Below are 14,216 nucleotides of genomic sequence, written 5' to 3'. Positions count from 1 at the left end.
TATTGACAAGGGGGATGAAATAGTGGCACATTCTGTATTAATTGTCGATGATGCGGCGTTTATGCGGATGATGATCAAAGACATATTAGAAAAAAACGGGTATGAAGTAGCAGGAGAAGCAAAAGACGGCAAAGAAGCCGTGGAGCTGTATCAAGAACTGAATCCGGACTTAGTGACAATGGATATTACGATGCCTGAAATGGATGGTATTACTGCTTTGAAAGAAATCAAAAAGTTGGACCCGAATGCGAAAGTAATCATGTGCTCTGCGATGGGACAACAAGCAATGGTGATCGATGCGATTCAAGCAGGGGCAAAAGACTTTGTTGTGAAACCGTTCCAAGCGGATCGCGTGCTTGAAGCAATCAATAAAACCCTTGGCTAACATGGATAGGATGACAAATCATGCGTAAGGTAACAAAATATCTCTTTCTCTTCTTGATCTGTTTTCTTTTTCTTTCTCCTTTCCCGGTGGGTGGAGAAGAAGATGAAAACCGAACCATTTTAGACACGTTGGAAGAGAAAGAAAGCGAACCGGGAGAAGATGCGTCTGATTCAGAAGAAGAAAGCATCCCCTTTAATGACGAAACCGATGCGGAACAAGAACCCACGTTTATGGAAGAAAGAAGTTTATTTTCGCTCTTTCTGCGCCTTTTCTTCGCTTTAATTGTGGTCGTAGGTTTTATGTATGTCTTGTTGAAATGGATGAATAAAAGGACTAGACAATTTCAATCGCATCAGACGCTTCAAAACCTGGGCGGCGTTCCCCTCGGTCAAAATAAATCGGTGCAATTAATCAAAGTCGGGGAGCGCTTGCTCGTTATCGGTGTTGGGGATTCGATTCATTTATTAAAAGAAATCGACTCTGAAGAAGAAATCGAAGCGCTCATGGAACAGCATCCTTCGAATGATAATGATTGGAAAGAGAAAGGGACGGCGATATGGAATCGGTTTGTCCGAAAAGACGAAAACGAAGAAAAGAAGCAGCCTCCTTTTTCCGAGTTGATGGAGAAAGAATTGCAAGAAATGTCGCAAACGAGGAAAAAAGCTCGTCAACAATTAAAGGAGTTTGACTCATGATTTTTTTTATTCCGGCGGTTGATTTTGGTAATTTTATTAGTGATGACCCAGAAAACTTAGCAACGACGTTACAACTTATTTTCCTCATTACCATTTTATCTCTTGCACCGGCGATTCTCATTTTAATGACGAGCTTTACAAGAATCGTCGTCGTATTATCTTTCGTTCGTATGGGGCTGGCGACGCAACAAATGCCCCCAAACCAAGTGTTAATTAGTTTGGCATTATTTATGACATTTTTTATTATGTCACCGGTGTTTTCCGAAGTGTATGAAGACGCCCTCGTTCCAATGTTTGACGGAGAATTGACGCAAGAAGAAGCTTTTGAAGAAGCTTCCGGTCCGATTAAATCATTTATGGCAGAACATACCCGTGAAAAAGATCTCTCTTTGTTTATGGGATATGCCGGGATGGACCGACCAGAGACCATTGATGATATTCCTCTTTCGGCACTGATTCCTGCTTTTGCGATTAGCGAATTAAAAACTGCTTTTCAAATTGGTTTCCTGATTTTTGTTCCGTTTCTCGTCATCGATATGATCGTGGCGAGTGTTTTGATGTCAATGGGAATGATGATGTTGCCTCCGGTGATGATTTCACTCCCATTTAAAATTTTATTGTTTGTCCTTGTGGACGGTTGGTATTTAGTCGTCGAATCTTTATTGATCAGTTATTAGCGCGAAGGGGGAATGAGGATGACTGCGGAGACTGTCATCAACATCGCAGAAAATGGGGTTTTAACTGTCTTTTTTGTTGCCGGTCCCCTTTTAATCATTGCACTTTTGCTCGGGTTTGGGGTTGCAATTTTTCAAGCGACGACACAAATACAAGAACAAACCCTTGCATTTATTCCGAAAATTTTAGGAGTACTCGCTTCTCTTGTTTTGTTTGGACCTTGGATGTTGTCGCAACTTGTCCATTTTACGTATCAAATTTTAAACAATTTACATCAATTTATAGGGTAGTTGCTTATGACGCTAGAGATGTTGTTGGAACAGTGGGCCATCTTTTTATTAGTGCTCGTGCGCATCCTTGCTTTTTTCACAAGCATGCCTTTATTTTCTTATCGAAATGTGCCTGCTGTCTTCAAAATAGGACTCGGTGTTTTTTTCGCTTTGATTCTCGCGTTTGCCATTGACGTACCTGAGGAGACGATCGTCTTTGACAACACATACTTTTTACTATTATTTAAAGAGCTTCTCGTCGGTCTATCCATTGGCTTCATTGCTGGTATGTTAATGTATGCCGTCCAAGTGGCGGGGATGTTTTTAGATATTGCGTTCGGCTTTCTCGTTGCGAATGTCATTGACCCGCAAACGGGAGCTCAAAGCCCGTTAATGGGAGGATATTTATATACTTTCGCGCTGTTGTTTTTACTTGCAACAGATGGCCATCATCTCATTCTTGATGGAATTTATTATAGTTATTCGTTTATCCCGATCGACCAATTATTTTTGCCGTTTGGAGAAGAAGCCGTGGTGAGGGAAGCGATGACTGCTTTTACGACGATGTTTGCGGTGGCGTTTCAAATGAGTTTTCCGGTGGTTGGTTCTTTGTTTTTAATCGATGTGGCTCTTGGGATGATGTCTCGTGCCGTGCCGCAAATGAATGTGTTTGTCGTTGGACTTCCGCTTAAAATCTTTGCGGGACTCCCTATATTAGCTATTTCTTTACCTGCTTTTTTCTTACTCACAGACCGATTATTTGACGAAATGTTTGTCACGATGCGGACGTTGATGGAGCTTTTTGGAGGCAGCTAACATGAAGTGGAAAGTTAACTTACAATATTTTTCCCAAGAGAAAACGGAAAAAGCCACTCCGAAAAAACGGCAGGATACTCGTAAAAAAGGACAAGTTGCCAAAAGTACGGATGTCAATACGGCGTTGATTTTATTTGCAGTTTTTTTGTTTCTGTTTTTTTATGCAGAGGTTCTCGGGACGTTTTTGTTTTCGATGTTAAGGCAAGTATTAACGGAATATATCACTTGGGATATTAACGAACAAACGATCCCGGTGATTTTTGAAGAACTGGCATTTGAAACGGCTTTGATATTGTTTCCTATCATGCTCATTGCCGTCATCTTTGGAGTTGGGGCTTCCGTGCTTCAAGTAGGTTTTATGTTCACACCAGAAGTGATCAAATTTAAATTAGAAAAAGTCAATCCGCTGAAAGGGTTGAAACGAATTTTTTCTTTGCGTGCGCTCGTGGAATTTTTGAAATCCATGCTTAAGATTACCCTCGTCGGTATCCTTGTGTTTGCTATTATTTGGTTTCATTTAGATTCTTTATTATTTTTGTCGCAAAAAGATTTAATGGACGGTTTCGGTCAAATCGCTTCTTTAACGGGAATGATAGGAATCTCGGTTGCACTCCTCTTACTGCTTTTATCCATTCCGGATTACATGTATCAAAAATATGATCATGAAAAACAAATTCGAATGTCAAAACAAGAAGTGAAAGATGAACATAAAAAAATGGAGGGAGATCCATTAATTAAATCGAAGCGGAAAAAGAAACAGATGGATATGGCGATGCAACGGATGATGCAAGAAGTACCGGAAGCAGACGTCATCATCACGAACCCAACTCATTTTGCCATCGCATTAAAGTATGAAGAAGAGCATATGGACGCGCCGAAAGTCATGGCGAAAGGAGCGGACTTTGTCGCCCTCCGAATGAAAACACTCGCGAAAAAACACAATGTCATTCAAGTGGAAAACAAACCGCTTGCAAGAGCGCTTTATGAAAAAACCGAGATTGGAGATGAAGTACCTGAAGAGTTGTTTCAAGCGGTTGCTGAAGTGTTGGCTTATGTGTATCGTTTACGGGATGAACAAGGATAAAGAAAATGTAAAGGAACAAAGGGGTATTCTTCTATGAGAGCAAGAGATTTTTCAGTATTGTTAGGTGTCATTTTAATCGTTGTCATGCTTATTATTCCATTACCAACATGGTTATTAGATATACTTATTTTATTGAACATTTCTCTTGCTCTTCTCATTATTCTTGTATCGATGAATACGAAAGAGCCGTTAGAGTTTTCCATTTTCCCGACATTGTTACTCTTAGTGACGTTGTTTCGGTTAGGATTAAACGTCTCCACAACTCGTTCCATTTTAGGAAAAGCAGAAGCGGGAAATGTGATTGATACGTTTGGGAATTTTGTGATCGGTGGAAATGTGGTGGTAGGGTTTGTTGTTTTCTTAATTCTCATCGTCATTCAATTTGTAGTGATTGTCAAAGGGGCAGAGCGTGTTTCGGAAGTAGGGGCGCGCTTTACTTTGGATGCGATGCCGGGTAAACAAATGAGTATTGATGCGGACTTAAATGCGGGACTTATTTCTGATGAAGAGGCGAAGCGCCGTCGGGAAAAAATTGAACAAGAAGCGGATTTTTACGGGGCGATGGACGGAGCAAGCAAGTTTGTAAAAGGAGATGCGATCGCCGGAATTGTCATCGTTTTGATTAACATGATTTTCGGATTAGCGATCGGAATGATGCAACACGGCATGAGCTTTGGAGATGCCACAAGCACTTATACCCTTCTTACGGTTGGGGATGGTTTAGTCACGCAAATTCCAGCCCTTCTCGTTTCCACCGCAACAGGTATTGTCGTCACGAGAGCAGCTTCTGAAGGAAACTTAGGACATGATGTGACGAAACAGCTCTTTGCCTTTCCGGCGATGTTGTACGTGGCGGCCGGCGTCATCTTTTTATTAGGAATTTTTACTCCGATTCATTTTTTACCGACCACCATCATTGCAGGAGCCCTTTTTCTGTTAGGGTTTACGTTAAAACGAGCGGAAGAGAAGTTGTCCGAAGAAACGGAAGAAGAAGTGGCGGCGGAGGAAGAAGAACCGGATATGACTACACCTGAAAATGTGGTGAATTTGCTCACGGTAGATCCTATTGAATTTGAATTCGGATATGGTCTCATTCCGCTTGCCGATGCGAATCAAGGGGGAGATTTACTTGACCGCGTCGTGATGATTCGCCGTCAGTTGGCGTTAGAAATGGGGATGGTCGTTCCTGTTATTCGCATTCGAGACAACATCCAATTGCAACCGAATGAATATGTCATTAAGATTAGAGGGAATGAAGTGGCACGGGGAGAATTACTGTTAGACCATTATATGGCAATGAGTCCAGGGGTGGAAGATGAATCGATTACAGGGATTGAAACGACTGAGCCTGCTTTTGGTCTTCCAGCGCTATGGATTGGGGAAGATATGAAAGATCAAGCAGAGCTTTCAGGATATACCGTTGTCGACCCGCCATCTGTGGTCTCTACTCATTTAACGGAAGTGATTAAAGCCCATGCCCACGAGCTACTCGGCCGGGAAGAAACGAAGCAACTGGTCGATCATTTAAAAGAAAGTTATCCGACCCTTGTCGAAGATGTGACGCCAAACCCGCTATCACTTGGAGATATTCAAAAAGTGTTGTCGAATTTATTAAAAGAAAATGTCTCTATTCGTAATTTACCAGTGATTTTTGAAACGTTGGCTGAATATGGCCATTTAACAAAAGATATGACGCTTATTACCGAATACGTCCGGCAATCGTTATCTCGTCAAATTACAAAACAATACGCACCGGAAGGCGAAACCTTGTATGTGGCTACTTTAAGTGCTCAAGTAGAAAAGACCATTTCGGAAGCGGTGCAGCAGACAGAACATGGAAATTATTTAAGTTTGCCACCAGAAGAGTCGCAAAAAATTGTGGAAGCTATTCATCAAGAAGCGGAACGTTTAAGTCAAATGGGACGGTCTCCAATTATTTTATGTTCTCCGGCGGTTCGGATGTACGTTCGTCAACTGACGGAACGTGTTTTACCACAAGTTCCGATTCTATCTTATAATGAATTGGAGCCGAACGTTGAAGTTCAGAGCGTAGGAGTGGTGACATGAAAGTAAAAAAGTTTGTCGCAAAAGATATGCCGGAAGCGATGAAAAAGATTCGTGCGGATCTCGGGGAAGAAGCTGTGATTTTAAATTCGAAACGCATCGTCACCGGAGGCTTTTTCGGCTTGTTTACGAAAAAGAAAATCGAAGTCATTGCAGCGATTGATGAAGAGGAAAGACAACGCCCTCGCTGGAACGAAATAAAACACGTTCCGCCTGAAAAACAGGATTTAAAAGAAGAAGTGGAGGAATTAAAAAAAGTCGTCGCTTCCATCTCTTCTCCCGCTTCCCTTTCGAGTCAAGATAGATTACCGGAAAAAATTCAACAAATTGACCAGATGTTGTCAGAACAAGAAGTATCTCCTTACTTACGCGAGCAAGTGGTAGAAGAACTGCTTGCTACTTGGTATCGCAGTGATGCGCCGACAGATGCGCTGTTGTATGAAAAGACCCGTGACTTTTTCATAGAAAAAATGAAAAAGTTGTCTTTTGGTCCGGTCACTTCCGGGCCGAAAATTATACATTTAGTCGGACCGACCGGAGTAGGAAAAACGACGACAGTAGCCAAAATAGCTGCTTATTATCACTTAGAGAAGAAACAAGAAGTAGCATTTATCACCACTGATACGTACCGAATCGCTGCGGTGGACCAGCTGAAAACTTACGCAAAAATTTTAAACATACCGGTGGAAGTGGCTTATTCCCCTGCTGATTTTCAACGTGCGATAGAAAAATTTCAAAACAAAGATGTGATCTTCGTAGATTCAGCGGGTAGAAATTTTCAAAAGCAACAATACGTGAAAGAATTACAAACGATGATTGATTTCAATGAAGAGATGACCACTTACTTAGTGTTATCTCTCACTTCCAAATATAAAGATATGAAAAACATCGTACACCAATTTTCCCATATTCCAATTGATCGTTTTGTGTTTACAAAAAAAGATGAAACATCGACCTTAGGCGCGATGGTTAATCTCGTGACAGAAGCAAATAAAGGGGTTGCTTACGTAACGACGGGACAAAACGTACCGGATGATATTGAAATTGCGGATGCAACACGGATTGTCGATTGGCTTTTAGAGGAGGGGCGCCATGAATGACCAAGCCCATAATTTACGGAAAATGGTGGAAGCAAGAAAGCATACTTCCCTTGATACGAAAGTGATCGCTGTCATCAGTGGGAAAGGTGGCGTAGGAAAATCGAATGTATCTTTGAACTTTGCGTTATCTCTCCAAGAAGAAGGGAAAAAAGTACTGCTTTTTGATTTAGATATCGGCATGGCGAATCTCGATATTTTGATCGGGGTGTCGCCTCGCTACCATGTCGTTGATTTACTGGAACATGACTACACCATTTGGGATATTATTGAAAAAGGACCTCTCGGCATTCCAATCGTTGCTGGTGGGAGTGGGCTTTTGAATGTTTTTCGACTGGATGAAGAAAAACAAGTGCGGTTTATGAAACAATTGCAGTTACTCCAAGGTGCTTTTGATTACATTATATTTGATATGGGCGCAGGAGCGAGTGAAGATAGCTTACAATTTATTCTTGCTTCCCATGAACTGTTTCTCATTACGACTCCGGAACCTCCGGCAATTACAGATGCGTACGCAATGTTAAAATTTATCCATGCAAAAGATTCAACCATTCCGACGTACGTGATTGTGAATCGGGAAGAGTCGCGTAAAGAAGGCATGCAAACGAGCGAGAACTTAAAGCGGGTAGCGAAACGTTTTTTAAACAAAGAGATTCACTTTTTAGGAAGTATTCCGCAAGATAAGCACGTGTTAAAAGCAGTAAAAGCCCAGCAACCATTTTGCGTTTTGTACCCCGCTTCTCCGGCAACGAAAGCAGTAAAACGAACAGCCCTTCAATATTTAGGGAAAGAAGTAAAAGCAACATCGTACAGTGGCTTTATTCAAAAGCTCACTAGTTTTTTGAAGAAGGAGACGAAGCAGAAATGATCGAGGTACTCGTTGTAGATGATTCTGCTTTTATGCGTAAATTGATTTCTGATTTTATCAATAGCACCCCGGGGATGAGAGTAAAAGATACAGCAAGAAACGGAAAAATTGCTTATGAAAAATTGCAGAAAACTTCTTTTGATGTCGTCACCCTTGATATGGAAATGCCGGAGATGAACGGATTGGAAACGTTAAAGAAAATCATGAAAAACTGCCCGCTTCCTGTCATTATAGTGAGTTCGGATACGCAAGAGGGAGCAGCGCTTACCGTGAGAGCAATGGAAGAAGGTGCTGTAGACGTCGTCGCCAAACCATCTGGTGCCATTTCCCTTGATTTACATACCGTAAAAGACGAACTTCTTTACAAAATTCAAGCGGCGGCAAACGCCACCACAAACAGAGAAGAAAAAGAAAACAGCATTTCGAAAAAAGAAAGGATGCATGGCGAAAGAAAAAAGACATTGATGAACCAAAAAAAATTACTAGCCATTGGGACATCGACCGGGGGACCGAAAGCATTACAAGCGGTCCTTCCTCGTTTAAAAAAAGATTTTTCCGCACCGATTCTCATCGTTCAACATATGCCGCCCGGTTTCACTCGTTCCTTAGCGGAAAGGCTCAATCAATTAAGTGATATTGCCGTCAAAGAAGCAGAACATGGGGAACTGGTGCAACCTGGTACAGCGTATATTTGCCCCGGCGGCAAACAGATGAAAGCAAAAATGATTGGTCGTTCCTTGTCAGTCGAAGTATTGGATGACCCACCGTACAATGGGCATGCGCCAAGTGTCGACGTGTTACTTCGTTCCCTTCTTTCTTTGTCGGACTACTCTATCGCCGGGCTCATTATGACAGGAATGGGCAGTGATGGCGCGGAAGGAATGGCTTTACTGAAAGAAAAAAAAGACAGTCTCGTGTTAGTAGAATCGAAAAAAACGGCAATTGTATACGGCATGCCCAAATCGGTGAAAGAACGATTGGAAGTAGATGCGACGCTTGATTTAGATGAAATTGCTCCGTATTTAAATATGCATTTTTAATAAAGGTGGGAGTAAATCGTGGGAATTCATGAGAAAATAGAAGCATTTCATTTAGATGTGTTAAAGGAAGCAGGGAATATTGGTGCGGGAAATGCTGCGACGGCATTATCGCAACTATTAAATAAAAAAATCGATATCGAAGTGCCATCTGTCCGTCTCGTCGACTTTGAAGAAGCAAAAAATTTGGCAGGGAGAGAAGAAACTGTTGTGGCGGCCACTTTTCTTCGCATTACCGGAGAAGCCCCGGGCAGCATGTTTATCATTTTTCAACAGGAAGAAGCGGAAGAATTAGCGCACACGTTAACAGGAAAGACGGTTACGATTACGAAAGATGCAACGGATGAGATGACGATTTCTGCCTTACAAGAATTAGGGAACATCTTGGCAGGTTCGTACTTATCTGCCATTTCTCAATTTCTGGCGATTCCGATGCAACCGTCTGTTCCATCTCTTGCAGTAGATATGGCAGGGGCTTTGTTAGATACAGGCCTTGTACAAGCGTCACTTGCAAATGATCATGTCATTGTCATTGATACTGTCATGAAAGAAGCGGATAAAAATGAAAATGTCTCCACCGGACAGTTGTTTCTTTTGCCTGATCCGGAAGCATTTAAACGGATTTTCCAAGCGTTAGGAGTAGAATTGTAATGACCCGGCTTCCGCTCCATGATGCAAATCATATCGTGAAAGTAGGAATGGCAGATTGGAAAATTGCCGTAGCTCCCGATTTGATCCGCACATCGGGTCTCGGTTCGTGCGTCGGTGTCGTTTTATACGATTCTATGAAAAAAATTGCCGCCCTTGCTCACATTATGTTGCCGGATTCTTCTCTTGCCCGCAATAAAGCAATGAATCGAGCGAAATTTGCAGATACGGCGTTGGAGGATGTGATTGTTGCTTTACAAAAAAAAGGTTCCGACAAGCGCCGCTTACAAGCTAAGATGGCCGGTGGTGCGCAAATGTTCTCTTTTTCATCCGGCAATGATTTAATGCGCATCGGTCCGAGAAATCGCGAAGCCATCGTAAAGATTCTTTCTTCTTACCACATTCCCATTCTTGCGGAAGATACAGGAGGAAATAAAGGAAGGACGATTACGTTTCACACCGAAACAGGAGAGTTGCATATTCGCACGATTCATGAAGGAGAAACGATTATTTAGAAGGAGGAGAAGGACATGCGCCCAACGTCACACGCTTATGCAAAATGGTGGGAGAAGTGGATCAATGAAGCAGATCAAGAAGCAGGAGATCGTCTGCTGGAAGCATATATGCCGCTCGTTCATTATCATGTGCAACGTGTGGGCGCAACGTTGCCAAAAAATGTCTCCCAAGAAGATATGTTTAGTCACGGGATGATGGGTTTATACGATGCGATGAGAAAATTTGATTTATCACGAGAGTTAAAATTCGACACCTATGCTTCTATTCGAATTCGCGGGGCAATTATGGATGGTTTGCGAAAAGAAGACTGGCTGCCACGAACAGTGCGTGAGAAATCGAAAAAAATTGAAGAAACGATGTCTCAACTAGAACAAACATATGGTCGGTTTGTGACAGAAGAAGAAGTGGCTGAAAAATTAAATATGAGTGAAGAAGAAGTGAGAAGAGTCATGAATGAAACGTTTTTTGCGAACTTGTTGTCGATTCATGAGGAGACGCCAGAAGGTGAAAAAGAGGAAACCTTTCAATCTACTATACAAGATGCTAATACATTAACACCGGAGGAAGAAACATTAAAAGCGAATTTATTAGAGGAATTAGCGGAAGCAATAGAGAATTTAAACGAGAAGGAACAAATGGTATTAAGCTTATTTTATCAAGAAGAATTAACGCTCACGGAAATTGGTCACGTGATGAATTTATCCGTCTCTCGAATTTCGCAAATTCATTCAAAAGCGTTATTTCGTCTCCAACAAATATTGAAAAAACGATGGTAATGCGCTATTTTCCGTGAAAGGAGGGGGGAGTTTTGGATATTCATGATTTTTTCCACGTCAAAATAAGCGGAGACAAACTACATGCTACTGTGCTTCGAAAAAAAACTCTACCGGAAGAAGAGAAAGAAGAGGAAAAATGGACGAAAGAAGAGTGGTTAACATTTTTAGAAACGAAAAGAGTGATTCATGGTATTATTGAAGCCCACGTCAACCAACTTGTAGAAGATCCATTTCAAACGGAAACCCCGCTTGAAATCGCACGTGGAAAAGCTCCCATTCCTGGTCAAGATGCTTATTTAACTTCGCCATATATGAAGGTCGACAACGCAAAGGCTACAGACGAAACGGATCGAGTGAATTTAAAAGAAGTTATGGATATCCCGATGGTAAAGAAAGGAGACCTGGCCGGAGAAAAAATAGATCCGGTTCCCGGGGAGGACGGGATGGCCGTGACGGGAGAACGACTTCCTGCTCGCAAGCCCCGGGACTTCCCCCTCCGTCCGGGAAAAAATACGAGAGTTGAGGGCAATCGGATTTACGCGACAAAAGGCGGCCAAGTGAGTGTTCAAAAACGTATGATTCACGTACATCCCGTATATGAAGTCCGTGGCGATCTGGACATGAAAACAGGAAACATTGATTTTACCGGAAGCGTCACGGTGCAAGGCAATGTGCCATCCGGCTATGAGATCAAAGCAGAAGGAGACATTCACATCTTTGGAATGGTCGAAGCATCCACATTGCAAGCAGGTGGTTCAATTTTCATTTCAGGGGGAGTCTCCGCCCAAGGCAAAGGACGAATCGAAGCAACTAAAGATATTCATGCCCTCTACTTAAATGAAGCCCATTTACAGGCAGGAGGAGCGATTTATATTCGTCAAACGATCATGCATAGTGTCTGTGAAGCAGGGGAAGAAGTGTTGTGTAAAGATAGTAAAGGACAAATTGTTGGAGGAAAGATTTCTGCGGGGAAAAAAATTCACGCCAAAGAAATAGGAAACGCAATGAATACCGCGACCGCTTTGTTCATTGGAGCTTCTCACCATTTTTTAGCCGATATGAAACGAGAAGAAGACATGTTGCGACAAGCGAAAGAAGAAACGACAAAAATACGAAAATTGCTCCGCGCTTTTGAACGAAAAGAAAAAAACGAACTTCCTTTGTCACCGAAAGAAAAAGTGATGAAATTACGCGCCAGAAATACATTAAAACAATGGACAAAACGGGCGGTAGAAGCGGCTGATAAATTACAAGATATGAAAGATATTTATGCCAATCAACATAGCGGCATCATTATCGTGGAAAACGTTATTCATCCGAATGTGGACATTCATTTTGGGAAATACCGACGAAAAACAAACACCACGTACTCCTATGTGAATATTCAATTTATCGATAGTGAAATATCTATTCGAGGGGCAACCCATGTATAACATTCATATCGGGAGGTATCACGATGGGTTGGAAAGCGGTAGAATTACAAGTAGCGCTTCCGCGTACGCAAGACGTTGGGAAACTTCAAGAGCAGTTACAACAACGTGCTCAAGAAACCCAAGACCGTTTAGCCGACGCGCAAAAGAAGAAAGAAGAAGAAATGCGCTCACAAGTGACGAAGCAGGAGGAAACAGAGCAAAGTCGATTTTTTGAGCAAGAAAGTTCACCGAAAGAACAACAGAAAAGAAAACAACATAAAAAGAAAAATGAACAAGAGAAAGTCCCTCATCCATATAAAGGAAAGACAATCGATATAACAGGGTAGGATGATCATGACAACATTATTACTAACCGGTAGTCTCCTTCTTCATATTGTTGTTTTTTTCTTCCTTTTTATCTTTTATCAAGATATTCGTCGTGTAAAAGAAGAGCGGCGGGAATTGTATGGCATGCGAGAAGATATGGAAGAATTGCTGTCATTTTATGTCGGAGAATTAAAAAAAGAAAATGAACAATTAAAAAAAATGTATCAAACGATTGAAAAACGGGAAGAGGAGAAAGAAGCGTCCTCTTTATCATCGAAACTGCACACGGAAAAGAAAGAGGAATCGCTTCTGAATCGTACGATTGCACCCCCGCCAATAAAAGAAGTGACGACCAAACGTGAATTGTATACCCCGCCTCTTCCGGATGACAAGGAAGAAAAAGAAACGTTTCAACCAACTTTACAGTCACGGGTACTTTCTTTATTTGAAGAAGGACAGACAACGGAAGAAATTGCTAAAACATTAGACATTGGCAAAGGAGAAGTGGAACTTTTTTTAAAGCTTTATAAGAACGACCAGTAATGTACTTGCTTTGAACTATGACCTATGGTATATTAATCCTCGGTGTACAACACACGTCCAACGGATTCATCTTGACGGTGCCGAATGTTCGGTCTCAAGTGAAGAGGAAGTGGACGGAGGAATAAAACCAAAAGGAGGAAAATAAGATGGCAGTTATTTCGATGAAGCAGCTTTTAGAAGCTGGGGTTCATTTTGGGCATCAAACACGTCGTTGGAACCCAAAAATGAGCCGCTACATTTTTACGGAAAGAAACGGCATTTACATTATTGATTTGCAAAAGACAGTGAAAAAGGTAGAGGAAGCGTACAACTTTGTGCGTGAAGTTGCAGCGGATGGTGGAAAAATTTTATTTGTTGGAACGAAAAAACAAGCGCAAGATTCCGTGCGTGAAGAAGCGATTCGTTCCGGTATGTTTTATATTAACCAACGCTGGTTAGGTGGAACGCTCACAAACTTTAAAACGATTCGCAAGCGAATTGCTCGTTTAAAAGAGATTGAAAAAATGGAAGAAGATGGAATATTTGACGTTCTACCAAAAAAGGAAGTTATGTTGATTAAAAAAGAACAAGAACGTTTAGAGAAGTTTCTTGGTGGCATTAAAGAGATGAATGAACTGCCTGACGCGGTTTTTATCGTGGACCCGCGGAAAGAACGCATTGCGGTGGCAGAAGCGCGGAAGCTAAATATCCCTATCATCGCCATTGTTGATACGAACTGTGATCCGGACGAAATCGATAAAGTCATTCCTGGAAATGACGATGCGATTCGTGCTGTTCGCCTGCTTACGTCCAAAATGGCGGACGCTGTCATTGAAGCAACCCAAGGAAATTCAGAAGAAGCGGTTGTTTCTGAGAACGAAGAAGAAGTAGCAAAAGAGGAAACAGAAACAGAAGAGACAATTTCTTAACCTTCTACTACTTTCATAAATTGTTAAATAAAAAGTGCCAGTTGCACAGGAAGAATCATCACAAAGGGTGGTAAAAGGGGAGTGCCCTTTTATCAC

Annotated in this window: 17 protein-coding genes; all 17 read left to right on the top strand. The window is 41.8% G+C overall.

What is annotated here, in order from left to right:
* The first annotated feature begins 22 nt into the window (after positions 1-22).
* The 17 genes from GJS40_RS11460 (at position 23) to rpsB (ending at position 14,120) form a co-directional block, all read left to right on the top strand.
* On the top strand, positions 23-385 hold the full coding sequence (locus GJS40_RS11460; RefSeq protein WP_270897993.1) for a response regulator: 363 nt from the start codon (positions 23-25) through the stop codon (positions 383-385).
* Between the two features lie 20 nt (positions 386-405).
* Entirely contained in the window at positions 406-1,080 is a 675-nt protein-coding gene (gene fliO, locus GJS40_RS11455; protein ID WP_270897992.1) for a flagellar biosynthetic protein FliO, read from the top strand.
* Complete coding sequence (gene fliP, locus GJS40_RS11450; RefSeq protein ID WP_270897991.1) at positions 1,077-1,757, top strand: flagellar type III secretion system pore protein FliP; 681 nt, start codon at positions 1,077-1,079, stop codon at positions 1,755-1,757. Before fliO ends, fliP begins: the two co-directional genes overlap by 4 nt.
* Before the next feature lie 18 nt (positions 1,758-1,775).
* Complete coding sequence (gene fliQ, locus GJS40_RS11445) at positions 1,776-2,045, top strand: flagellar biosynthesis protein FliQ (protein ID WP_270897990.1); 270 nt, start codon at positions 1,776-1,778, stop codon at positions 2,043-2,045.
* Positions 2,046-2,051: 6 nt separating this feature from the next.
* Positions 2,052-2,840: a flagellar biosynthetic protein FliR gene (gene fliR, locus GJS40_RS11440; protein WP_270897989.1), complete on the top strand. Its 789-nt coding sequence runs from the start codon at positions 2,052-2,054 to the stop codon at positions 2,838-2,840.
* 1 nt (position 2,841) lies between these two features.
* Positions 2,842-3,924: a flagellar biosynthesis protein FlhB gene (gene flhB, locus GJS40_RS11435; protein WP_270897988.1), complete on the top strand. Its 1,083-nt coding sequence runs from the start codon at positions 2,842-2,844 to the stop codon at positions 3,922-3,924.
* 33 nt (positions 3,925-3,957) lie between these two features.
* Positions 3,958-5,991 carry a flagellar biosynthesis protein FlhA gene (gene flhA, locus GJS40_RS11430; RefSeq protein WP_270897987.1) on the top strand — a complete coding sequence of 678 codons (2,034 nt, stop codon included), beginning with the start codon at positions 3,958-3,960 and terminating at the stop codon, positions 5,989-5,991.
* Positions 5,988-7,088, top strand: coding sequence for a flagellar biosynthesis protein FlhF (flhF, locus tag GJS40_RS11425; protein ID WP_270897986.1), 1,101 nt, complete (start codon positions 5,988-5,990; stop codon positions 7,086-7,088). The genes flhA and flhF overlap by 4 nt, the downstream gene beginning before the upstream one ends.
* Positions 7,081-7,953 carry a MinD/ParA family protein gene (locus tag GJS40_RS11420; protein ID WP_270897985.1) on the top strand — a complete coding sequence of 291 codons (873 nt, stop codon included), beginning with the start codon at positions 7,081-7,083 and terminating at the stop codon, positions 7,951-7,953. The genes flhF and GJS40_RS11420 overlap by 8 nt, the downstream gene beginning before the upstream one ends.
* Entirely contained in the window at positions 7,950-8,993 is a 1,044-nt protein-coding gene (locus GJS40_RS11415; RefSeq protein ID WP_270897984.1) for a protein-glutamate methylesterase/protein-glutamine glutaminase, read from the top strand. Before GJS40_RS11420 ends, GJS40_RS11415 begins: the two co-directional genes overlap by 4 nt.
* Positions 8,994-9,011: 18 nt before the next feature.
* Positions 9,012-9,641, top strand: a complete 630-nt coding sequence (locus GJS40_RS11410; RefSeq protein ID WP_270897983.1) for a chemotaxis protein CheC — start codon at positions 9,012-9,014, stop codon at positions 9,639-9,641.
* The gene (locus GJS40_RS11405; protein WP_270897982.1) at positions 9,641-10,153 is read left to right on the top strand and encodes a chemotaxis protein CheD; all 513 of its coding nucleotides are present in this window, start codon (positions 9,641-9,643) and stop codon (positions 10,151-10,153) included. The genes GJS40_RS11410 and GJS40_RS11405 overlap by 1 nt, the downstream gene beginning before the upstream one ends.
* 15 nt (positions 10,154-10,168) lie before the next feature.
* Positions 10,169-10,930 carry a FliA/WhiG family RNA polymerase sigma factor gene (locus tag GJS40_RS11400; RefSeq protein ID WP_270897981.1) on the top strand — a complete coding sequence of 254 codons (762 nt, stop codon included), beginning with the start codon at positions 10,169-10,171 and terminating at the stop codon, positions 10,928-10,930.
* 32 nt (positions 10,931-10,962) lie between these two features.
* A complete protein-coding gene (locus tag GJS40_RS11395; protein ID WP_270897980.1) occupies positions 10,963-12,363 on the top strand; it encodes a DUF342 domain-containing protein in 1,401 nt (466 codons plus the stop codon).
* Positions 12,364-12,386: 23 nt separating this feature from the next.
* A complete protein-coding gene (locus GJS40_RS11390; protein ID WP_270897979.1) occupies positions 12,387-12,689 on the top strand; it encodes a hypothetical protein in 303 nt (100 codons plus the stop codon).
* Positions 12,690-12,696: 7 nt separating this feature from the next.
* Positions 12,697-13,212: a DUF6115 domain-containing protein gene (locus tag GJS40_RS11385; protein ID WP_270897978.1), complete on the top strand. Its 516-nt coding sequence runs from the start codon at positions 12,697-12,699 to the stop codon at positions 13,210-13,212.
* A gap of 146 nt (positions 13,213-13,358) precedes the next feature.
* Entirely contained in the window at positions 13,359-14,120 is a 762-nt protein-coding gene (gene rpsB, locus GJS40_RS11380) for a 30S ribosomal protein S2 (protein WP_270897977.1), read from the top strand.
* Positions 14,121-14,216 lie beyond the last annotated feature (96 nt).

The sequence above is a fragment of the Aliibacillus thermotolerans genome (genome assembly GCF_027853235.1).
In the GTDB taxonomy this organism is placed as follows: Bacteria; Bacillota; Bacilli; order Bacillales; family Marinococcaceae; genus Aliibacillus; species Aliibacillus thermotolerans.
This window is presented reverse-complemented; position numbering and strand designations above follow the sequence as displayed.

Coding starts and splice junctions, on each gene's coding strand:
- flhF (WP_270897986.1), top strand. CDS start 5,988: ATGAAAGTAAAAAAGTTTGTCGCAAAAGATATGCCGGAAGCGATGAAA.
- GJS40_RS11415 (WP_270897984.1), top strand. CDS start 7,950: ATGATCGAGGTACTCGTTGTAGATGATTCTGCTTTTATGCGTAAATTG.
- GJS40_RS11420 (WP_270897985.1), top strand. CDS start 7,081: ATGAATGACCAAGCCCATAATTTACGGAAAATGGTGGAAGCAAGAAAG.
- rpsB (WP_270897977.1), top strand. CDS start 13,359: ATGGCAGTTATTTCGATGAAGCAGCTTTTAGAAGCTGGGGTTCATTTT.
- fliP (WP_270897991.1), top strand. CDS start 1,077: ATGATTTTTTTTATTCCGGCGGTTGATTTTGGTAATTTTATTAGTGAT.
- GJS40_RS11400 (WP_270897981.1), top strand. CDS start 10,169: ATGCGCCCAACGTCACACGCTTATGCAAAATGGTGGGAGAAGTGGATC.
- flhA (WP_270897987.1), top strand. CDS start 3,958: ATGAGAGCAAGAGATTTTTCAGTATTGTTAGGTGTCATTTTAATCGTT.
- GJS40_RS11405 (WP_270897982.1), top strand. CDS start 9,641: ATGACCCGGCTTCCGCTCCATGATGCAAATCATATCGTGAAAGTAGGA.
- flhB (WP_270897988.1), top strand. CDS start 2,842: ATGAAGTGGAAAGTTAACTTACAATATTTTTCCCAAGAGAAAACGGAA.
- fliO (WP_270897992.1), top strand. CDS start 406: ATGCGTAAGGTAACAAAATATCTCTTTCTCTTCTTGATCTGTTTTCTT.
- GJS40_RS11390 (WP_270897979.1), top strand. CDS start 12,387: ATGGGTTGGAAAGCGGTAGAATTACAAGTAGCGCTTCCGCGTACGCAA.
- fliR (WP_270897989.1), top strand. CDS start 2,052: ATGACGCTAGAGATGTTGTTGGAACAGTGGGCCATCTTTTTATTAGTG.
- GJS40_RS11385 (WP_270897978.1), top strand. CDS start 12,697: ATGACAACATTATTACTAACCGGTAGTCTCCTTCTTCATATTGTTGTT.
- fliQ (WP_270897990.1), top strand. CDS start 1,776: ATGACTGCGGAGACTGTCATCAACATCGCAGAAAATGGGGTTTTAACT.